We start from the raw sequence: 20,524 nt of genomic DNA, 5'->3' as shown, positions 1-20,524 counted from the left end.
CTGATCCCATCCCGAACTCAGCAGTGAAATGACCGATCGCCGATGGTAGTGTGGGGTCTCCCCATGTGAGAGTAGGTCATCGCCAGGCACCCAACAGAAAAGTCCAGTTGAGCAATCAACTGGGCTTTTTTTATGTGCTAAATCTATTTCATTGTCTTGAATAACGCTCCCTATATAGCCGACCATCTTCTGATTGTGGATAATATCACCCGGAAATAACAACAATAATTATTGCCCGGCGGTTCGCTGGCAGGAGCTTCAGGTGACCCCATCCCTTCCCGTTATCTGGCGCATAAAGCGTTTGTATGTCCGTTTTATGCTGGCTTTTATTGGTCATGGGCTGGCTAAGGCTTGTCGGACTGACAGGCTGATTCAGCAGGAAATCGAATCATTGCCCAATGGTTTTACCTTTTCCATGAGTGTTATGCCCCGTGGCCCGTGTTTGTATATGAAGAAAAGTGGCGGGCGAATAAAACCGGGTCGTAAAAGCAGTGAAACCAAGCCCGATGTGGATATTCAATTCAAACATCTCGCCCACGCTTTTAATACGCTCTCTTTTCTGGAAGGCACAACCGATGCCTTTGCCAGGGAGCGAATGGTGGTAGATGGCGATCTTTCCGCTTCCATGAAACTGGTCCGTTGCTTTGAGCGACTGGAAGCGATCGCACTTCCCCGGTTTATAGGCCGGAAAATCATGCGTCATTACCCGGATATTTCCTTAACGGAAAAGCTGATGGGGGCAGTTCAAATCTATCTGGGCGTGTTTGCCGGTTTTGTTATGGGGGTGTTTGCCAAATGAGCCGCAGTTATTATGAATTCTTTAATCCGGTCAAAATCGTTTCAGGTAATGAAGCCCTGGAGCATATCCCATTCGAACTGGCCAGCCTTGGGGTAAAGAAGCCATTGATTATTACCGATGGCGGGGTGCTCAACGCCGGTTTAATTGAGCCCGTCAAGCGGGCTCTGGTGGTTGACGGGGTTTCGATGGCGGGGGTCTATAGTGATGTACCGCCAGACTCATCAACCAGTGTCGTATCTGCCATCACCCGGTTTTATCGTGAGCATGGCGCGGATGGCATTATTGCCATTGGTGGTGGGTCGGTGATTGATACATCAAAGGCGGTCAATATTCTCGTGTCCGAAGGTGGTGATGATCTTCTGGCTTACAGCGGTTCTGGTGCGCTGACTAAACGACTAAAGCCGTTATTTATCCTGCCAACCACGGCAGGTACCGGTTCAGAAGTGACCAAAGTTGCGGTTATTCGGGATGATGCCACGGGTCGTAAAGTGCCTTATAGCTCTTCATTTCTGATGCCTGATGTGGCGGTTCTTGATCCACGGATGACTTTGACACTGCCACCACATATCACCGCTGCCACCGCCATGGATGCCATGACCCATGCCATTGAAGCGTTTCTGGGGACGGCCAAGAATCCGATCAGTGATGCCTATGCCGTTGCAGCGATCAAAGGCATACGGGAAAACCTGCTTCGGGTGCTTGCCACACCTGATAGCCAGGATCTCCGACTGAAGCTGGCAGAATCAGCCACCATGGCGGGCATTGCCTTTTCCAACTCCATGGTTGGGCTGGTCCATGCCATCGGGCACTCGCTTGGGGCGATAACCCATCTTCCCCACGGCGTCTGCATGAGTCTGATGTTGCCTTATGTTCTGGAATACAACCTGCCCCGGTGTGAACAGGCGATCGGTGAGCTGCTGCTTCCCCTGGCCGGTGCCGATTTTTACAACAAAGTACCCGAACAGCGGCGGGCGGCTGAAACCATTATCTATATTCGCGCCATGCGGGATGAACTGTTTGAGCAAACAGGGCTGCCAAGAACATTGTCAGAAAGTGGCAAGGTGCATGAGTCGCAACTGGAAGACATTGCTCGTATGAGTATCGACGATGGTGCACTGCTCTATAACCGGGTCGATGCCAGTTATGAGCAGGTACTGGGGCTGTTGAAGTTAGCCTGGTAGGTCGCTATCAAAAAGACATCGGATCTCATCCAACAGGCGGGAGTCCAGTACGATGGCCTCCTGCTCCATCCATCTTGCATCATCGGCAAGGGTATTGATAAAGGGGTGTTGTGCGTACTTTCTGGATTGAGGACAGATATCTTTCCGCCAGGCAATTTTCCCCTGTTTTATTCCCAGCTTGAAATGGGGCTGATACTCGTTCCACCAGTCAGGAATTAATAACTTCAGTGGTTTATTCAGAGCCCGGGCCAGTGATGCGGCAATATCAAGTCCCTTCTGATCCAGGTCGCCAAAGTGACACCATTGGTAGTCCGGAAAAAACGACAGTAGCTTTAACGCCAGCTTTTGATTATTCCCCGGAACGAACAGGGCAATAACATTTTCCGGTAAGGGCAGGTGTTGCCAGGCACCGGCATTTTCCACCGTGATGATATTTATTGGCGCTTCACACTGTATACTTTGCAGCTTGCCCAGTGCAGTTTCATTGATGATGACCGCATCTGAAAAGGCCATTTCATTCCGACAATTAATAACCCTTCCAGCAAAATGCAGCTGACATTCCATTCGGGTGCGGAGTTGAATCAGTTCGCTGTCTCTTGTTGCTATACCAGAAGGTGTTGCCGCCTGTTTCTTGGAGTGTTCGCCCCAAATAGCATTAACTACACGGCTATGGATATGCCCTGGTAACGGTGATATCAGATGCTGGGTGAGAAATGCTTCCCTTGTTTCACCCTGCTCCAGTGACGTTTGCCAGTGGCTGCCGAACTGCCTTTCCATATACTCCAGGAAACTCAGGCGGTCATGGGCGGTTCTCAGGGCAAAATCATTGTTTCTTTGGCGAAAGCTACACTGCTCGACCCAGCCCACCTTTATGAGGTGTGTCAGAAAGGCCGACATTTGCCGACCTTTCTGACGATAGCTGTCTGCTAACAAGTCTAATGCAATCGGTATGGCATCTTCTGGCTGGAATGTCACGATTCAGCCCCCTGGGGCAGCCTGCCTTTTACGCCAGAGAAAATAACATGCTCGTAAGGTTCCATCAGGCGTACCATCCGATAAGTAATGCCATTTTTGGGCAGCACATTATCCGGCGCACCAACCAGCAGTTGCAGGGATTGATGGTCACAGAGCTCTTCCAGAGTGGCCAGTGCCCTGGCATCAAGCCGTGCCGCTTCATCCAGAAATAACAGACGACTGGCGGCGTGTCCTTTGCCATCGCGGTTATTGCTAGCGACTTCCCATGAATGCAGCACCATGGTGAGAATGGCCAGACCGGTGCCAATGGCTTCACCGGTGGAAAGGTTGGTCGGGTTGGCTGGTTCATACTGACTGCTGCCAGCCCGCTGAATCAGAATATTCAGGCGAATGTACTCACGATAATCCAGCAGTTTATCGCCAACAATGGTACCCCCGGTTTCCTTCTTAAAGAGGTATTCCAGCGCCGCCTCCACGGTGATATCGGGTTTGCGGAACAGGTCTGCGTAAAATTCCTGCTGCAAGGCATCCAGTATTTTCTGGAAACTGTCGATCACTTCCAGCTCAATTTTGATTGCCCGGATAGTACCAAAATGCACACTGGACAGGGCAGCGTTCAGCTGATGAATCTGTTTGCGTTCTTTGTTGATCTTGCGCTGAATGTTCTGCCCGAGACTGTCCGATTCGGCGAGGAAGCGTTTCTCGGCGTCTTTTAACAGGGTTTCCAGACGAGTCAGCCGCTCTTCCAGCAACTCCAGGTTTTGCCTTGGGTCATCCGATTGATACAACGTTTTATCCATGCGCTGGGCAAGATACGTTTGTGAATCAATAAAGCATTGGAACAGTGCTGGCAAATCCGTGCTGCTGCCTTTCTCTATTTGTTGATAAAGACTGTCCTGCCCATTTTTCTGTTCATTCTTCTGTTCATTTTCGAGAGCCTTTGCCAATGCGACCCTTGCCGTCGCCAAACCGTCACGTAACGTGTCACTGTCCTGATTCAGCAGGTGATGAATATGTAGCCGATGTCGTAACCCGGACTGTTCTGCCTGTTGCACAATCCGTTCATGGCTGGTGGTGGCGTGTTGCGCTTTTGGTTCCAGCTGATGAATATCTGCTATGGTATCACTGAGTCGCTCCTCAACTTTTTTCCGTTCTGCTGCAACAGTACTTTGTGCGATGTTTTGCTGTTTGATTTCCTGAATAAGTTCAGACTTTTCTGCCTTGATGCGGGTTAACCGTGCAGCACACTCTTCCTTCAGACCGACTTTCCAGGTCAGGGGAATATCAGAAATTTGTCGTTTGAGTTCTGATTGCTGATGACTATTTTGACTCAGGAGAGCATTGATAGAGTGGATGCTTTTCTCAAGTGAGTGGCACTGCTCACGAAGTTGTGTCGCATACTGGTTTTGCCGTTGCTCCTGCTGTTGTTTAGTTTCGTACTCATTCCTGAGTTGATTTTGCAGATTCTCTTTTTCTTCCTGCCGCGCAACAGACTCTGCAAAGCGTAGATTAGGGGCTTTGTCCATGGCCGACGTCAGAAGGTCTTTTTGCTTGTGGTAATGGCTTAACTGCTGCTTCAGTTGTTCCAGCTCTGCTCGCAGGGCATCCAGATTCTCTACCGGTGGCTGCTGAATATAGAAGCGATGCTCACTGAGCTGCCGAATCGTCTGCTGATGTTTGTCCACCCAGGCTTTAGCGTCAGTGGCACTTTGCAGTTGCTTATGGAGCGCCTCTAATGATTGACGATCGGGGTCGTCATTCAATAGCCAGGCACTGGTTTGCCACTGTTCAAGACAACGAACAACACCATTCAGACTGGTTTTCTGCTGCTCGGCATCTGCCAGATCAACCGTCAGTGATTCTACTTGGGCTTCCAGCTGCTCCAGTTGCTCGGTAAGCTCATTAACCGGCGGCTCCTGAACGCCAAGCCACTGGCTTTTGGCGGACAGCTGATCGAGAAGTTGCTGGCATTTCTCCAACTGTCGTTTGCCAATGGCCAGTTCCTGCAGCTGATCCAGCAGCTGTTCTTCCTGCTGCCGCAGTCTTTCCTGCTCTTTCTCCCGGGCCAGTCGGCCAATGGTCGGGAACTCAGGTTCCCGGCTTAAACGGGCAACATTGCTGGCGATTTCTACCAGTACACTGCCGTCTTCTTTCTGCTCAAGGGGGGTATGGAGATACTCTTCTTCCGAAAAAGACGCTCCCGGTGTGCCACCCAGTAGCCAGACATGATCCGGGCGATCGCTTTCTTCGCGGATAATAGTGGCAGCTTTGCTGATGTCCCGAACCTGGATGGCGTGGCGTAACGGGCCAAACTTGGCCTCCAGCCAGGCCGCCTCTTCCAGGGAGATATCATCGTTATCAAAATAGTCACTGATCACCACTCCGCCGGTCATCTCCGCCAGCTTTTGCAGTTGTTGCAGCTCTTTTGATGCCTTGATTTCCAGCTGGGCCATGCGGGAGCGCAGCTCTTCCAGATGTTTGCCGAGCTGCACATTGGCCTGCAGGTTTTCCTGCTGTTCCTGGCTGATTTGCTGGCGCAGGGTGATAAAGTCATTGTGGCTATCCATCAGGGCAGCCGGGCGGATGGCTTGAATCGCCTGACCCAGTCTGCGAGCATCCAGCCAGTGAATATTATCCTGACGGGCCTGGGTAAGGCTGCCCTGGATTTGTACCATTGTCTGTCTGGATTGCTGGATTTGTCCGCCAAGGGTATCTATTTTCTGTTGCTGGAATTGTTGCTCATGAGTGGCGGTGTTCAGGCTGGTGTTCCAGCTGGCTTCATCCTGAATACTGTTGCGCCATTCTTCGGGAAGCATCGCAACGGCCTGTTGCAGCTTCTTCAGTTGCTCTTCTTCTTTCTGGCGCTGTTGCTGCTGCCTGATCAATACCGGTATCTGTGCAGCCAGTGTTGTTTGTTGCTCATGGTAATGTCGCCAGTGGTCGCTGCGGCTGGCTGCCTGTTTCAGATCAATATCGGTATCACCAAACGTCGCCAGCAGAGACAGGGTTGCCTCGAAATGCCCGCGAATGGTTTCCGCCTCATCCAGTAGTGGCTTCTGGCTGTAATAGCGGCCGGAAACGTCCTTTTCAGCCTGCAGCAACGTTCCCATTAACGGAGTGAGTGCGTCTGCCGGCAGGTCTGGCTGGTTAAAGCTGTCACGTACTTCATTCAACGCCCTGAAGGCGGCAAGGTATAATCCGGCTTTTCGGGCTTCTTCAGAATAGGCCTGCTCGACACTGGTCAGCTGTTTTACCAGTTGTGCAATATCATCCTGCAGGCGCTTAAGCTCAGCGGACTCTTCTGCATACTGGCTTTCCAGTAATGCGTTCTGTTCGCTCAGCTCTTCCAGCTGCTGGTTATGGTTGCTCTGCTCATTTTCCAGTCTTTGCAGATCGGTATGCAGTCGTTCAAGGTTTTTGGCATGATCCAGACGCTCGTCAGCGTCTTCTTCACGGCTTGCCAGTTCACTGTCCAGGGTATCCAGGGTCAGTAATCGTGCTTCAATGGCTGACAGCTGTTGTTTTTTAGTTTCCAGCTCCAGTTGTGCCTGATGCTCTTGCTGACGTTTATCTTTCAGCTCAGCCTGAAGTTTGGCCTGTTGCTTTTCTGACCATGCCAGAACATGTTCGCCAAGGGCATAGCTGGACTCCAGAATCTCCCGGATGACTTTCCGGTCACTGCGGGTGCTTTCTATCTGGCGACGGGTTCGCTGGGTCTGTTGCAAGGCACTTTGCATGGAGCCAATGGATTGGCGTACCTGATCATCCGCCGGCAGCAGATAATCCCTCAGTCCTTTTTGCAGCTCAGACGACAAGCCGCCGTAGAGGCTGGTTTCCAGCATGCGGTAATAACGCTGGCGATCCTGGCTGTTTTCCATTCGGCGGGGAATAATCCGCTGCTCGAACTGCCAGTTCATATACTGGGCGGTGGTGTTGAAGATTTGCAGTTCACCGCCCATCATGGTGACCTGATTTCTCAGGGCTTTGCCATCCAGGGGTTCGTATAAGCCATTTTCGCCGGGTACCGGCCTCATCACCAGATCACGCACCGGAACATCATCATCGACACCGGTAATGGCAAACAGTTTCAGCTCGACTTTCGGCTGGCTCAGGCGGCGAATCTGGACACCCGCTATTGCCCGCCTGCCGTCGTAAAGTTCGTAATCCACCAGGCTGTAACAGGTACCGGCACTGATGCGTCCCCAGATTCCATTATCACTGCGATCCTGTCCGCTGTCGGAGTTGTTACGCAGGCGAACCAGACGATTGTCGGGTACCCGGTTTATCAGCAAGGCACCCATAATGGTGGTCTTACCGGCACCGTTATGGCCGATGAGGTTGCTCATTAATGGGTGCATGTCCAGAGTCTTGAAGAAGACGCCCCGGAAGTTAACCAGGGTCAGGCTGCGGATCTGGGTTCTTTTCTGGCTCATGCTTCCTGCTCTTGTTCAAGGGCCTGTTCAGATATAACGGTGTCGTCTTCAACGTGACGCTTTTCTTGTGGTGCGTTTTCCGGATTATCTTCCGGATCAGAAGTTTCCTGCATCACAGGTTCTTCATCGTCATTCAGGCTGATATAACCGTCACGAACCAGCTGCGCCATGGCTGCCCTGGCGGCTTCTGGTGACGAAGCCGTTGAGCGAACAGGATCAATAAATCGCAGCAACGGTGCCTGGGTCTGCAGACGGCTGGCCTGGTTGCCTTCCAGCCTTACCATGCCCAGCCTGGCCAGCTGTCGGATGGCCTTACGGAGGGTTTCCATGGCTTTTTCACGGTCTGCCTGGGTCTCGATTTTTTTTCGTTCCAGCAGTTGGCAAAGGTATTCATTGTCCAGCAGCAGTCGCAGCCGCTCGTAGATTGCATCGGCGGATATCCAGCCACTGCCTTCCAGTTGCTCGGGGTCGAGATGGAACATGGCCAGCACCTGACCGACGACCATGGTCAGTTCATCCAGTTTTCTGGCACGAATCAGGCTTTTACCGGCAGTGCCGGGGCGGAGGTAGTAATACGCTTCCGGTGCCTGAACAAGGTCAATACCATAGCGGAGGTAGTGTTCGACCAGCAGGGAAAAACCGTCCTGGATAATATTGAAAATCCGGTGGTGGCGAGCGTCGATATGTTCACCCCGACGCAGCCGGGTATCCAGTTCCGGGAAGCATTCATCATTGATCAGGTCGGCGATCTGCTGGTAGGGGTTATCGGTCAACAATCGGTTTCTCTCTTTCCTGGCGGAGTGTGTTAGGAGTCAGACTCAGGCGTTCCACGTAAAACTCGGGAGCGATGGCCGGGAGAACCGCATGCCACTGATGATCTGCAATGTTCTGCCGGTTTTGCTGGTGGCCCATTTCAGTCAGGGCGCTGAACAGCCAGCCTGCGACCATGTTCAGTTTTTCCATAGGCCACTGGCTGGCCAGCTGTTCCAGTGCCTGTTCGTAGGATGGCAGTATTTTGGACTGTTGCTCCTGCCTGACCAGCCATTCCTTAACCTGCTGCTTCAGGGCATCAAAGTCTTCGATGGCCGTCAGTTCACCTTCATCATGGATTACCCGTGCCAGATTTTCTTTCGCCCGGGGTGGTTCAATATCCCGCAATCGGGCCAGCGGATCTTCATTGGCGTAGCGCAGATACCAGGGCAATGCCTGATAACTTCGGATGCCTTCCCGCACCCGCTCCATCAATGCCTTGCGCTCATCCATGGTGACAAACTGACGCAGGTATTGATGAACCCGGTGGTGGAAACCTTCCCAATGGTTCATGCGTTCGCTGCTCCAGTGCTCAATACGGTCAAGATGTTGCTCCAGCCGGATAACACTGTTGATGGCATCGTGTCGACTGGCCTGTTCACAATAGCGGGAAATGGCGTCCAGCAGTGAACGAAGTTCGTGGCACGAGGCCAATAGCAGTTGCTGTAAATCCTGAAGATGATTCTGGGTGCTGGTCAGCAACTGTTCGCACTGGCTGATGCTGTTTTGCCAGTCCTGCTTCAGCAGTTCCACCACTTCTTTGCGGGTGTTGATGGCATCCTGGTCCAGCTGACGCTGACGATGATCAATGGAGGTGACCAGCTGGTTGACGGTAATGTTCAGTGGTGCTTCTACCTGAAGCTTCCAGAACGGTTCGTTGCCCCCCTGTTCCGCAGAATCCCTGATCTCTCTGAGGTGGGTGGCAACCGTCATAAACAGGGTACTCAGTGCTTCTTTTGACGCTTCCATACCGACACATACGGAATCGACAATCTGTTCGGACAGCGGTGTGATCAGATAAGCGTGATGTCGATGCCCACTGCCTTCAAGGCAGATCAAAAGGTGCTGCTGAAGGAGACGGCGGATCACGTCGTTACAGCGCTTTGAAGAATCCTCACTGTTATCGTCCAGTCGTGCTTTTTCCACGTTTTGGAATACCACATGCAGCTCTTCTTCACTGAATTCCGGTTGTGATTCCGTTTCTTTCCAATAGCGCAGTGCTGCCAGGTAGGCGAGATCAGCAGGTTGCAGTTTCAGGCTGATACCCTGAGTCAGGATGGTGCTGATCAGTGACGGGATGTTTTTTGATGCTGGCAATCACTACTCCATCAGTCATAAGGTGCTGTTTTGGGGGAAGGTGGGGCAGAACCTGGTTAAGGCCGGTTAAGCCGGATTTATTATGAGAAAAACTGATAACAGGGTAAAGCAATAAACTGATTATTCGCTGGAATGTCTTTTATTGGCCTATTGCGTGAATCCAGTGTCCTTGTTCCGGGCGGCAGCTTGAATATCCGGATCAGATTTCAGTCTGTCGCTGAGATATTTGTAAATGCGGGCATCTCTTGAGAGCAGAGGCAGGACAAAATCCTTGTCATTTTTGATATCTGTACTGGCATATTTAATTGCACGGCCATCACTTTTAATGGCAAGCATTACCAGGGATTTATCCTCTTTGAGACGATCGCTGGCATATTTTAATAACAGCCATTGCTGTCCTATTGCAGACTTGGCTATTTCAATATCATCCCTGAATTCGTCGGAGATATAACTGAATAACTTTGGGTTTTGTTCCACCAGGAAAAGCACCAGATCCCTGTCGTGATCTAAATTATAATCCTCACGCAAGAGTTGAATAGAAACCTTTGGAAAGAAGGCTTCAATGGCCATGTGAGCTAGCAGTTCCTTTATTATTTTTGCAGCATCATCCGGCTTAAGGCGTTCGCTGGCATCGGTAAAGATTTGGCGAAGTCCTGAACTTCTATACGGGGCTCGAAATGCATTAAGAATACCATAAGCTTCTTTGGCTATTTCATGGAAGAACCTGTATTCGTCGTCCAGATAATCAACGAACGCATAATCTTTGTAATATGACAGTATTTCGCGGCTTTCAAATACATCCACTACCAGGCAATGTTTGAATATCCAGTTATTTATGGCGTCGCTCAGCCCGTTTTGGCACTTATTAACCAGCGTTTCAAAATACCACTTATCAGTATTTTTATCGCACTTAAAACTGTTGATTGATATATCCATGGAGGTCAGTCCTCTCAAAACAGTCACCAATTTCACAAAGCCATCCTGTAATGCTGATGTGGTATTAACCTGAGTGTATTCTATGGTCATTTTCCCCGCGCTTTGATTGAAACTGATCGCCATTGGCCGTGAACTGCTATCAATCGATGCACAACGAAGTGTCTGGACCAAAAACCAGAAACGCTTCAATTTGCCCTGTAAGTGTTTATTTTCCTCGTCTTGGGAAAATTTATCAGAGATGTCGAGGCGAAGTGTACGCCCCTTGCCTCCCTCGGCCTGTTCCAGCATTGCTATGGTGCAGACGTGCACTCCGAGGGCTGCATTAATAAAAGCGGCATCCACCATATTAAGCATGCGTAGCTTTGATACGTTAAGTTTGTGCAGTACCGAGATGCAATTGTCGTTTAATAGTCCGCAAACTCCTTGGGGGAGTATATTAATCAGCGTTCTATAATCTGTGATTTTGGTAATTTGTCCCTGCCCTGATGCTTCTGCCACCGGGGCGAGAGCATTAACAAATCGCTGATGAAGCCAGTAAATCAGGTCGTGAGCAGAATGGATATCGTTCACTTCTTTGGGCTGGTTCAGTTTTTGCAATTTATCCAGCAAGGCCTGACAATCTCTCAGCCATTGCCTGAAATTCACGGGCTGGTCGGGTAATTCCTGGTCGGTGGTCAGCAGCGGCAACACCACTTTCGAGCGCAGGTTAACAATGGCATCTTTCAGGCAATTGCTTTGTTTTTCAAGGAGTAGGAGCTCCTCGGTAAAGGGTTGGACTTCAGATGGTTTTGCATTCGATTCAGGCACGGCGGCCAGAGCCAAAAAGCCCTTATAACCCGATACAAACTGTTGTAAATCCCCCTGTAGCTGCTGAATCTCAATGCCAAGCTGTTGTAATAGTTTTGATCGGTTTGCTGACATGCTGACGGCCTTACTTCGTCCCGGGCCAAGGCAGCGACTGATTAATCGATCAGGGTGAAAATAGTCCAGCAAGCGGTTATTTTGGCGATTCAGCCAGGCAAAACCTTCGTCGACCCGGGTGAAGTCGGGTGGTTCTGCAGCACCGGTTGCGGGTGAGCTGATGATATCCTGACCGGAAGTGGTGCTGTTGGTCTGCCAGTAGGCAGACTGGTCGCCGGTCTGCAAATAGGCTCCGGGGCTGTCGGCAAAACTGCCTGCCACCAGTGTTACCTGTTGTCCGCTGGCTTGGGTTAATGCCTCAGAATACTGAGAACCAGCCACCAGACAGGGTATACCCGCCTGACGCAGGGTGATGGCAACATGATCGGTGGTTCCCCCATCTTTGAACACACAGCCGCCTAAACGTTTTAAAATATCCGGTGCCAGCATCCAGTCACTGGCGTGTTCGGCAAACAGAATGGCACCGAGCGGAATCTGTTCCGCGTTGACCGGTTCGGTGACCACCAGGGCCACACCACTGCAGCAACCTTCACTGACCATGATTCCCTCAGCCAGTGGCAGGGAGGGAGGTGCTGCACAAAAATGGGTACTGCCCGGCAGCTGGGTCACTGGCCGGCACTGGAACAGGTGGAGTTGCCCGTCTTTCACGCCGAACTCAATATCTACCGGGCAGCAGAACATATCTGCCAGCTGTTCTGTATATTCCTGCAGTTTTTGCAATATCTCCTCAGTAAGCATGATGTCTTTGCCATCGGTGCTTACCGTGGTGCTCCGTTCGATATAACCCGCTTCACCGGTCTCTTCACTGGAGATTTTTTCCAGGACAAACTGTGTCGTAACGTCTCCTGGGGTAAATTGCCGAACCGGTTTACTGTTTTCGTCATCACCGCGTCTGATCGTATAGCGATGGGGGCGGATGCCTGAACTTCCACAGACGGCCCCCCGGGGTTGACCCTGTGCAAATTCAATCTGCATGGTACCCTCCCCTTCCTGCAGTGTTAAGTCGCTGAACACTACGCCCCCCAGCTGACAATGGATGCATTGCTGCAGGACCAGCGCCATGGGTTTTACCCGCCCGGAGGGGCAGACTTCCGGCCGGTAAGCGGACGACAGGACTTGCAGGCAGGTTTTCAGGATATCGCCGCCACCATGAACCCGGGAATCATAACGACCGGCCTGGGCATCGCCGGAGCGGTCTTCATCCACGCCGGAACTTCGGACAATGCAGGCCTCATTGGATGGTTGCCGGAGCGTGAGGTAGAGATGACGAATATCCTCGGCAGCACCGATATTTTTGACTTGTTGGTAGAAATCCTCACTGGCAATAAACCCGGATAAACCCTTGAGACATTGCGCCTGTTGCTGATGGGGGAGTTCGGCAACGATCGTGCGCAATTGTTCCAGGCTGTATGGTTCGTGGCTCCAGCTGTGTAAATCTGGCAGAAAAGGCAACAGGCATTTTGCGGGGAAAGGGTGTTGCTCCAGCTTGGCGACCAGGGTTGTGTCAACCACAGTGAAGGGTGGAACCGGGATGTTAGCCTGTTGCATACGGTGCAGAAACAGTCCCTTGCCGCCCATAAAGGCCCGGGTTTGCCTGTCAGTGGTGGGTGGCAAGATGGCAGGTTGCAAGTCATGGTTGGCAAGCCTGCGGTTGTCCGTAACCGGAAGTTCGATGTCACGAGTGGATAATGGAGAAGAGTGGGTGGTTTCGTATGAATGATCCTTAATAAACCGTTTGCAAGGAGTGGGGGCATGACTGGCAAGAATGACAGGACCAGCGGATTTGAATGCTGCGTGGCAGTCAGTTTTATGAGCAGGTATGGGTGACATAAAGCACCGTGTTGTTGGTAGAGCGCTATCCATAATTGTGATTTCTATAAAATTTTCTTTATTGGACCAGTGCTTTTGAAAAAAGTTTCAACAAATAGGACTTCAGTCTTTTTGGTCTGAACTCCGGCGCTGCCCTGGCGACAGTGGTCGGTGTATTGGTTGAAGTGCCGATCATGCTGGCGCTGGTGGCTTATGCCAATCGTACCCGCGATCGTTTTCCGGTTGCTCGCGCAGGTTAATTATCTTCCCGTTGACTACTGAAATGTCGAAGTTATTAAATGACAGCTCCTTAAGGCACGCCCTAAAAAAGGCACTAGCATTGTCGAAGATACTTTCTGACCGGATTTTTCAGAATTCACAGGGGATCTACCATGCGTTCTTTGCCTTCCAGGGATCAAGTGTGTCAAACGCTTCAAAATCTTGCCAATACAGGGGGTATTGATCAGCCAGTCCGCCTGAGTGGCAGTCATCAACTGAAAACAGACATACCAAAAGGTAACTGGATGAGGCGAACGGTCAAACCATTAACGCCTCAGGATACAGTCTCCATCCATGGTCGGCAGAAACAAGAAGCTGTCGATTTGATCAGTCGATATTCTGATAAACCATTGATGACAAGAGAAATCACTGTAAGCGAAATCACTGTAGGGCAAGCCTTGCTGTTACTTCAGTCACCAGCATCAGATAAAGAATTTATTGAATGTGTGAATTCAGACCAGTTAAAGCTTGAAACAGATATCGGTAAAATAATTTTCAACGATTATCTGGAACAAAAAATATCAAACCAATCTGAACATTCGGTTGACCCTCTTGGCAAAGTCAATCGCTTGATTGAAGAAATACCTGACTCCTCTGAAGCCGCCAGAACTCTGGCTGATCAGTGGTTGTTAAGTCAGAAAATGAAACTTTTGGACAATACCCCTGCGTGTGAAAAAGTTGTGCAGGAAGCTCTGAGCACACCAGATTCCAGCATGGGCAAGACGTCATTTGACGACCAGGAGTACTTTCAGCATATAAGACAGGTTTTACCTGACTATTTGCAAAGGGTAGAAATGGTGGCAAATTTACCAGCTTCGGAGCTGGAAATATTGAAAAAGACAATGGAGGAAAAAGGGGTACCACCATCCGATCCGCTCTACCAGACTACGTTGGCCCATATTGCTTCAGCATCAGGGCAAAATCCTGACGTTGCTATCAAAACAACCATAGAAAGTTACCAGGATTATCTGACTCTCATCGAAAACGAGAAACAAGCAGTAAGCCAGTCATTAAAAGAAGACCGGCTTGAACTCGAAAAGTTTGAAGAAGAAAAAGCAACAATGAGTAAAGAGGACATACAGGAGTCTTTATGGGTAGGCCATACTGGTGTTCGTATTGCCAGTAATGAAAATAGATTGACAGTACTCAATGAATGGAGTGATTTAATGCAAGTAGAGCTGAAACGCTTAAACTCAGAATCGCTTTGAGTTCTCCCATGCATTTTCCTGCCAACCCAGCCAGGCCCTGAAGTCGGTATCCATTGCCGTGCATAAGGGACAGGTGACCAGCGTTATGGGGCGCAATGGTGTTGACGAAACCACCAATGCAGTTACTGGTCGGGCAACCCTTGCTTGTGGGGCAGCGTAGCTGTCCCTACGAAGCATCTGTTAGGTGACGTGTTAGCTGATAGGAAAGCGTTGACGAATGAGAAGTTCTAGCCGGTTTATTTTTTCATCGTTACGCTTAAAACCTGCAAGCATGGCTTCAGCCAAAGCAGAAACATCGGCTTTAACACCCGCAAGCTCACGATCTTGTTGGGCAAACCGTGTACACATCTCCTGTCGTGTTGCCAGTATCTCCTGATGGGTATCACCAGTGATTTTGATGAGATTACGAACTGCACTGTTCAGCGAATCAAAATGGGATTCAAGTTTCTCCACTCTGGCTTCCAATGACATACTGCATACCATTACGTTTATTGTTTGAGACATGAGCATAGCAAACAATAAAGACTGGCACAGAGACACCTAATACCCGCCTCTGGCACAATCCTGTGGCAGGGCAGGGGGCGGTCATTGGTCTGGTCCGTGACCGGGGTGAGACGGCTATTCTGCTGGTTGAGCCGTTCTTTGAGTTTGTCAGCGGATACTGGACCAAGACGAGGTTGCCCTGACAGGAACCGGCGATGCTATGGATAAAGTTGCCGTTTGTCGTTTAATTACTGTTTGATAACCGGTAATTGTATTCGGTGTTAGCGCTGGTGGCCTGATTTAAAAAGGTATTTTGATAAACAGTTCGATGGTAACATTTTGCTCCTATACAACTATTTTTAAATTGTCGTGTAAAGTACAACTGCCTTAATACTCAAGGAAATGGCATAGAGGGGCGGTAGTGTGAGTGCTGTTCAGGAATTTTTTATCAGCGATCAACCGGGCTTAAAACCGCTTTACCACCGCGATTGAGTACAGGGGGCCGTAATGCTTCAACAGACGCTTTGGGCAACAGAGTCATTCTGTCTTTACCACCCTTGCCATGGCGAACGGTAATTTCCATGTGCCCAAAATCAACATCCTGAGCTCTGAGACGCAGAGCTTCCTTCAGTCGAAGACCGGCACCATACATTAATTGGGCGACTAATAACGGCGTGCCTTTGAGATAGGACAAGACAGAGTTGGCTTCAGTCACCGAAAACACAATAGGGAGTTTTTTGGGGCGTTTGGATTTTTGCCAGTCATTGATCGTGAAACTGTCACGCCTCAGCACTTGTTTGTACAAAAAGACCAGGGCACTCAATGCCTGCTGCTGAGTACTGACAGCAACGTGCTTTTTCATCACCAGATAAGTGAGAAAATCACGGACATCATCCACAGCCAGTAAATCGGGATGGCGCATTTTATGAAATTTTATAAAGCGTTTAATCCAATCCCAGTAGCTGCGCTCGGTAGACAGAGAATAACCGGCAGAGCGAATGGCAATTTGAAAGCGTTCTTGTAATCTCATATAAGTCCTGCTTGAAACTGTATTTTTATACAGTAAAAGCTAGTTCGTATATGCAGAAAATCAACTGAATAGTTAACTTGTTGTTTTGAGTGAAAATAAAGCAATCTGTAATCACACGGGTTGCTTGACCGAAAAATATACGAGTTACAAAATACGAATCAGAAGATATAGCCTTTAAAATGCAGAGCGCTGTGTAAGTTGCGCTGTATGGGGGTATCGGCTGGTACGTATAGCGAATCTACAGTATGTTATGCGAAACTGATTCGTGTAAACGACTGTTATGCGCCTAAATATCGGGCTTCAGTAGGCATAGCATGGCAATTAGAAAACATGTAAAATAGCGCTATTTAAACGATCATGACTTTCATTTAATATGAAATATGAGATTTAAAGGGAATTATTTTTGTGTCAGAAAAAATACCTGAATTGGATTTTCTACAAGAATAAAAAGGACACCCATTTTTAAAAAAGTGAAGAGAGTACGTAAAAAGAAAGATAAAAAGAAAGGACACCCATTTTTTAAAAAGTGAAGAGAGTACGTCATTTATTCATTTTTTAAATGATAGTATTGATCATTGTAAGAATTTCTCATTCATACCAAACAGGAAGCGTATAAAAAGCACTAAGTAACAGCCAGAGAGAAGACACTATCAAGACAATATAAGAAAGCAATATAAGAAAGAGCATTCAGAAAATTCTGGCCACATTAAAGTCAATGAAAATATGTTGATCAGGCAGGATAGAGAGCACCACTCACAGACACCCCATGAACCCAGCATTTTCCGGTGCTTTCTGCATAAGCCTTCAGTGAAGCCAGCTTGCCGACTGCGCGGTGAAAACGATTATTCCACCGCATAGTCTCCAACCATTCTTTTGGGTCAATACCCAAGCGCTCCAGGATAGGTGGTACATCGTCAGTTATACGACCACGTTTGCCTTTTCGGACAATTCGGCCAGACCAGTCAACCAGTTCAAAGTAGCTACTGAGTGGGTATGGAATCGCCTGTTCCGGGTTTTGACCCTGAGCTTTTAACGGCTTCAAGGGTGCTTTTTGTTTTTTTCCGTTTACGCTGTCGTATGACTCAATGCGCTCTTTAATAGAGGTATGTTCTGAGGTTTCCAGCGTTGCTGCAATTTTTGCCCGGATGGGGTTTAAGTCGACATAGGCCATGCAAGTCAGCAATGCTGCCTCATCTAACAGAGCCTGACTTTTGTAACGACCTTCCCAAAAGCGCCCTTTGCACTCATCCTCCTTATTGGCCAGCCGGGCTAAGTATTCGTTGAGACAGCGCATGAACCAGCTGATATCCATTAAGCGACCTCGGTACTCCTGGGCATATTCTTCGACTCGCAGCAGCTCTGCTTTGCCCAGCTGATCGCCGACAAGAAAACGCTGAACCAGGTGCGGACCTGCAAACAGCTGCGTCCAACGTTGTAAGACTTCTTTGGTGCCCCATTTTTTGGCTTGCTGACTATTGATATGGAGCACCACATGATAATGATTCGACATCACCGCATAAGCACAGACTTCCAGGGAAAAAATACCAGAAAGCGCTTTCAACCGATCAACCACCCACTGCCTGCGATGCTCATAGTTTTTGCCTGAGAAATTATCTTTGCCGCATAGGAAGGCCCTGCGAACGCAGCGTGCCATGCAGTGGTAGTAGGGCGTACTGGCTGGATCTATGAGGTTTTTTCGGGCGGTCGTCATGTCATTTATTTTGGTTACTGGGTAGATTTCCTTAATGCCCTTAAGAGGCTCCAGAAGAAAAATAGACAGTGTGGCCGATTAGTCAAATTTTTGGGTGTCCTTATTTTCTTTATTTTCCTCCCGATACGGGGCTTATTTGACTGGTTCACCATCGATAACTGGGAAGATCTGTTTACAGCGATTATTGAAGGCAGGAGTGTCAGCTTAAAACACTTGATGGTTGACACCACATAGGGGAGTTTCTGGTAGCCCTGTTTAACCTGTGTTCTGAACTTGCTGATAGCCTGGCTGATCGGGCAGCATGATTTCGTTTGGCCTAAATGAATGAGTTATGGAAAGATCTATTGGATTAGGCATTTATCAATGATCAGCGGGAATTGCTGTCGTCTGCTTTGCCTACTACGTTTCGGCGGTTCCATTTTTCAGCAAGTTTGCTCTCGTCCATTCCGCCATCCATGTGGTGCATACACCCTTTGCACCAGATCGAGAAACTTTCTTGCGCCCACGGGCCACCTTTCATTTTGACTTCACTCCCGCAGAACGGGCAGTCTTTTAATTCAATATCCATTGTTGCTAGTCTCTGCCAGTCAGCGTTTAACAAGGGCGTTCACAGGACTGCGCCTGTGACGCAGGTGTTATATGCCTTATCGAATTTGGAGAATATATGGATATCTTGATTGAGCAAGAAATCGAACTTCATCAGTACGAAATACGTCAGAGTTTGCTAGATATCGAACGTCTGATTCATCCTAGCTTTTCTGAGATTGGTAAATCAGGTATTAGTTATGACTTTGCTTCAATCATAGAAATGATGAGTTCAGAAGAACCTTCAGAGGTTCGGATTCATTCGCAAAACTATGAATGTGTCCAACTTGAACCATCGGTTCAGCTATTGAAATATGAGTCAGTTTTAGTAGCGCCGTCGGGCGAAACTAGCGACTATGCTAAACGTTGCTCTATTTGGGCTTTTAACGGCTTTCGTTGGCAACTGAAGTTTCATCAAGGAACTCCATGTCCAGTTTTTGAATTGGTCTAATATCAGGCTTGGGCAAACGGGCATATAACAAAGCATTTAAGCTGGATGCGCAAACGCGTGCCGAACTCGCTTCGCTCAAACATGGCACACGTTTACTCACCACTTAATGCGGCGTTATGTTCACCCATGCTGCCCGCAGCGCACAACTTGTTTTTTGATACTGTTCTTTATCTTGTTTGTATTAGTTTCACCACTATGTTTTGGGGTCGAAACTAATAAGGTCTATTTGTCTTGCAATCCCCTGTATGTGGTCTAAGTTTCCCGCACACAAGAAAAAACCCGGATCGTCGGAGTTAGCGGCTCCTACCGGGTTTCTCTGTATAGCAATGAGCTGCTGCTCGGGAGACAGTATAGCAATGATTTCCTTTGCCTACACAATTGGGATTGCAAAGTTGATACGGGTAAAACTCAATACAGAAGGTTTGGAAAACCTGAACATGACCCAGAGGTACTTACTGGTTGTATTGGCGACCTTTGCCAACTCTGAAGGGGAGTGCTGGCCGAGCCAGGGAGCACTGGCAGAAATTCTTGGCGTAACCCAAGGAACGATCTGCACCAGTTTGAGAAAGCTGGAAAAAGAAAAATTCATTGAAAGCTGTCACCGGAAAACCAGAAACGGAGGTAATGCCAGCAAAATCTACCGGATGCTGTTTGAACCGTTTATGTTCAAGCGTATCAAGGAAGAACAATACAACTGCTTCGGCCAGCGGATTGACGATCCTCGAATGACTGATGCTTCCTGGGCGGAAGGCTTGGAGTAAGTGAACATAACAAGTCAGTCAACCGGAACTCCGCTCCGCTCCGCTCCGCTGCGTCCGGTTACTTCAAGCGTTAGGCTCACTCTGCAACATCGTACAAACTTCCATTGTTGATTCGTGTTGCGCAATAAGCTGCACTCATTGGCATGATTAAATCATTCAAACATAAAGGGCTCAAACAGTTCTTTGATACGGGCAAAAAGGCTGGAATTCAGGCCAGGCACGCAAAGAAGCTAAGAATGCAGCTGACTGCAATCGATACTGCCCAAGTGCTTGATGATATTGACCTTCCTGGTTTTTCTCTTCATCCATTGAAGGGTAATAGGTCAGGAATATGGTCAATCTCAGTGAGTGGTAACTGGCGAGTTACCTTTGAATTTCGGGATGCAATGCGTACATCCTTAACTATGAGGATTATCACTAATGTCCATGCACAATCCACCTCACCCTGGAGAGTTCATAGAATCCATTTACATGGAGCCTTATGCAATTAGTTGTCGTTATCTGGCCGAACAGCTTGGTGTAGCTGCTTCAACTCTTAACAGAGTTATAAAAGGAAAAAGTGCAGTTTCACCGGAAATGGCACTGAGATTATCAAAGGTTCTTGGTCGGACACCTGAAAGTTGGCTTGCAATGCAGGATAATTATGAAATATGGCAAGCACGAAAGAGAATAAACCTTTCAGATCTACAACCCCTCAAATTTTTAACCGCATAGACCCAGACAAAAATCAAAAGCGTGAGCCTAAATCGGGTAAGGGCTGGTCTTTCTCCGGCCCTCCCCACAGCACCCGGCATGCGGGTCCGCACCGGGCGGTTCAACGATGATGGTGAAACCT

At 48.9% G+C, this 20,524-nt stretch carries 16 protein-coding genes, 1 rRNA gene and 1 pseudogene; 9 read left to right on the top strand and 9 right to left on the bottom strand.

Annotation, left to right across the window (positions count from 1 at the left end; translation table 11 throughout):
- From rrf to ACO6VE_RS21710, 3 genes are all read left to right on the top strand, one after another.
- A 5S ribosomal RNA gene (rrf, locus tag ACO6VE_RS21720) occupies positions 1–88 on the top strand; the annotation flags it as partial.
- A 174-nt stretch (positions 89–262) separates the two neighbouring features.
- Positions 263–799, top strand: coding sequence for a hypothetical protein (locus ACO6VE_RS21715; protein ID WP_422463375.1), 537 nt, complete (start codon positions 263–265; stop codon positions 797–799).
- On the top strand, positions 796–1,980 hold the full coding sequence (locus tag ACO6VE_RS21710) for an iron-containing alcohol dehydrogenase (RefSeq protein ID WP_422463373.1): 1,185 nt from the start codon (positions 796–798) through the stop codon (positions 1,978–1,980). The genes ACO6VE_RS21715 and ACO6VE_RS21710 overlap by 4 nt, the downstream gene beginning before the upstream one ends.
- On the opposite strand, the gene ACO6VE_RS21705 is transcribed toward ACO6VE_RS21710, so the two are convergent.
- The 5 genes from ACO6VE_RS21705 to ACO6VE_RS21685 form a co-directional block, all read right to left on the bottom strand.
- Positions 1,969–2,955 (bottom strand): Wadjet anti-phage system protein JetD domain-containing protein, encoded by a 987-nt coding sequence (locus tag ACO6VE_RS21705; RefSeq protein ID WP_422450604.1) that lies wholly within the window; start codon positions 2,953–2,955, stop codon positions 1,969–1,971. The two genes, ACO6VE_RS21710 and ACO6VE_RS21705, sit on opposite strands and share 12 nt — an antisense overlap.
- Entirely contained in the window at positions 2,952–7,388 is a 4,437-nt protein-coding gene (mukB, locus tag ACO6VE_RS21700) for a chromosome partition protein MukB (protein ID WP_422463371.1), read from the bottom strand. Before mukB ends, ACO6VE_RS21705 begins: the two co-directional genes overlap by 4 nt.
- Positions 7,385–8,161 (bottom strand): chromosome partition protein MukE, encoded by a 777-nt coding sequence (locus ACO6VE_RS21695; RefSeq protein ID WP_422450606.1) that lies wholly within the window; start codon positions 8,159–8,161, stop codon positions 7,385–7,387. The genes mukB and ACO6VE_RS21695 overlap by 4 nt, the downstream gene beginning before the upstream one ends.
- Positions 8,151–9,515: a hypothetical protein gene (locus ACO6VE_RS21690; protein ID WP_422450607.1), complete on the bottom strand. Its 1,365-nt coding sequence runs from the start codon at positions 9,513–9,515 to the stop codon at positions 8,151–8,153. Before ACO6VE_RS21690 ends, ACO6VE_RS21695 begins: the two co-directional genes overlap by 11 nt.
- Before the next feature lie 147 nt (positions 9,516–9,662).
- Positions 9,663–13,235 (bottom strand): DUF4116 domain-containing protein, encoded by a 3,573-nt coding sequence (locus ACO6VE_RS21685; protein ID WP_422463369.1) that lies wholly within the window; start codon positions 13,233–13,235, stop codon positions 9,663–9,665.
- 71 nt (positions 13,236–13,306) lie between these two features.
- Here ACO6VE_RS21685 and ACO6VE_RS21680 point away from each other — a divergent pair.
- Positions 13,307–13,441, top strand: a pseudogene (locus tag ACO6VE_RS21680) (arsenical-resistance protein); the annotation flags it as partial.
- A 132-nt stretch (positions 13,442–13,573) separates the two neighbouring features.
- Positions 13,574–14,668 carry a hypothetical protein gene (locus tag ACO6VE_RS21675; protein WP_422463367.1) on the top strand — a complete coding sequence of 365 codons (1,095 nt, stop codon included), beginning with the start codon at positions 13,574–13,576 and terminating at the stop codon, positions 14,666–14,668.
- A 192-nt stretch (positions 14,669–14,860) separates the two neighbouring features.
- Here the strand turns inward: ACO6VE_RS21675 and ACO6VE_RS21670 are convergent, their stop codons facing one another.
- From ACO6VE_RS21670 to ACO6VE_RS21655, 4 genes are all read right to left on the bottom strand, one after another.
- Complete coding sequence (locus ACO6VE_RS21670; RefSeq protein ID WP_422463365.1) at positions 14,861–15,139, bottom strand: hypothetical protein; 279 nt, start codon at positions 15,137–15,139, stop codon at positions 14,861–14,863.
- A 460-nt stretch (positions 15,140–15,599) separates the two neighbouring features.
- Positions 15,600–16,181 carry a phage integrase N-terminal SAM-like domain-containing protein gene (locus ACO6VE_RS21665; protein WP_422463363.1) on the bottom strand — a complete coding sequence of 194 codons (582 nt, stop codon included), beginning with the start codon at positions 16,179–16,181 and terminating at the stop codon, positions 15,600–15,602.
- A gap of 730 nt (positions 16,182–16,911) precedes the next feature.
- Positions 16,912–17,892 carry a transposase gene (locus tag ACO6VE_RS21660; RefSeq protein WP_422450614.1) on the bottom strand — a complete coding sequence of 327 codons (981 nt, stop codon included), beginning with the start codon at positions 17,890–17,892 and terminating at the stop codon, positions 16,912–16,914.
- 367 nt (positions 17,893–18,259) lie between these two features.
- Positions 18,260–18,460 (bottom strand): Lar family restriction alleviation protein, encoded by a 201-nt coding sequence (locus ACO6VE_RS21655; RefSeq protein ID WP_422450615.1) that lies wholly within the window; start codon positions 18,458–18,460, stop codon positions 18,260–18,262.
- A gap of 96 nt (positions 18,461–18,556) precedes the next feature.
- On the opposite strand from ACO6VE_RS21655, the gene ACO6VE_RS21650 reads away from it, so the two are divergent.
- The 4 genes from ACO6VE_RS21650 (at position 18,557) to ACO6VE_RS21635 (ending at position 20,403) form a co-directional block, all read left to right on the top strand.
- A complete protein-coding gene (locus ACO6VE_RS21650; protein WP_422450616.1) occupies positions 18,557–18,928 on the top strand; it encodes a DUF4440 domain-containing protein in 372 nt (123 codons plus the stop codon).
- A 437-nt stretch (positions 18,929–19,365) separates the two neighbouring features.
- The gene (locus ACO6VE_RS21645) at positions 19,366–19,689 is read left to right on the top strand and encodes a helix-turn-helix domain-containing protein (protein ID WP_422463362.1); all 324 of its coding nucleotides are present in this window, start codon (positions 19,366–19,368) and stop codon (positions 19,687–19,689) included.
- 143 nt (positions 19,690–19,832) lie between these two features.
- Positions 19,833–20,180 carry a type II toxin-antitoxin system RelE/ParE family toxin gene (locus ACO6VE_RS21640; RefSeq protein WP_422450618.1) on the top strand — a complete coding sequence of 116 codons (348 nt, stop codon included), beginning with the start codon at positions 19,833–19,835 and terminating at the stop codon, positions 20,178–20,180.
- On the top strand, positions 20,110–20,403 hold the full coding sequence (locus ACO6VE_RS21635) for a HigA family addiction module antitoxin (protein WP_422450619.1): 294 nt from the start codon (positions 20,110–20,112) through the stop codon (positions 20,401–20,403). Before ACO6VE_RS21640 ends, ACO6VE_RS21635 begins: the two co-directional genes overlap by 71 nt.
- Positions 20,404–20,524 lie beyond the last annotated feature (121 nt).

This window comes from Endozoicomonas sp. ALB115 (assembly GCF_049310245.1).
Lineage (GTDB): Bacteria > Pseudomonadota > Gammaproteobacteria > Pseudomonadales > Endozoicomonadaceae > Endozoicomonas.
This window is presented reverse-complemented; position numbering and strand designations above follow the sequence as displayed.

Coding starts and splice junctions, on each gene's coding strand:
- ACO6VE_RS21650 (WP_422450616.1), top strand. CDS start 18,557: ATGGATATCTTGATTGAGCAAGAAATCGAACTTCATCAGTACGAAATA.
- ACO6VE_RS21710 (WP_422463373.1), top strand. CDS start 796: ATGAGCCGCAGTTATTATGAATTCTTTAATCCGGTCAAAATCGTTTCA.
- ACO6VE_RS21635 (WP_422450619.1), top strand. CDS start 20,110: ATGTCCATGCACAATCCACCTCACCCTGGAGAGTTCATAGAATCCATT.
- ACO6VE_RS21675 (WP_422463367.1), top strand. CDS start 13,574: ATGCGTTCTTTGCCTTCCAGGGATCAAGTGTGTCAAACGCTTCAAAAT.
- mukB (WP_422463371.1), bottom strand. CDS start 7,388: ATGAGCCAGAAAAGAACCCAGATCCGCAGCCTGACCCTGGTTAACTTC.
- ACO6VE_RS21685 (WP_422463369.1), bottom strand. CDS start 13,235: ATGGATAGCGCTCTACCAACAACACGGTGCTTTATGTCACCCATACCT.
- ACO6VE_RS21660 (WP_422450614.1), bottom strand. CDS start 17,892: ATGACGACCGCCCGAAAAAACCTCATAGATCCAGCCAGTACGCCCTAC.
- ACO6VE_RS21665 (WP_422463363.1), bottom strand. CDS start 16,181: ATGAGATTACAAGAACGCTTTCAAATTGCCATTCGCTCTGCCGGTTAT.
- ACO6VE_RS21655 (WP_422450615.1), bottom strand. CDS start 18,460: ATGGATATTGAATTAAAAGACTGCCCGTTCTGCGGGAGTGAAGTCAAA.
- ACO6VE_RS21645 (WP_422463362.1), top strand. CDS start 19,366: ATGACCCAGAGGTACTTACTGGTTGTATTGGCGACCTTTGCCAACTCT.
- ACO6VE_RS21670 (WP_422463365.1), bottom strand. CDS start 15,139: ATGTCATTGGAAGCCAGAGTGGAGAAACTTGAATCCCATTTTGATTCG.
- ACO6VE_RS21640 (WP_422450618.1), top strand. CDS start 19,833: ATGATTAAATCATTCAAACATAAAGGGCTCAAACAGTTCTTTGATACG.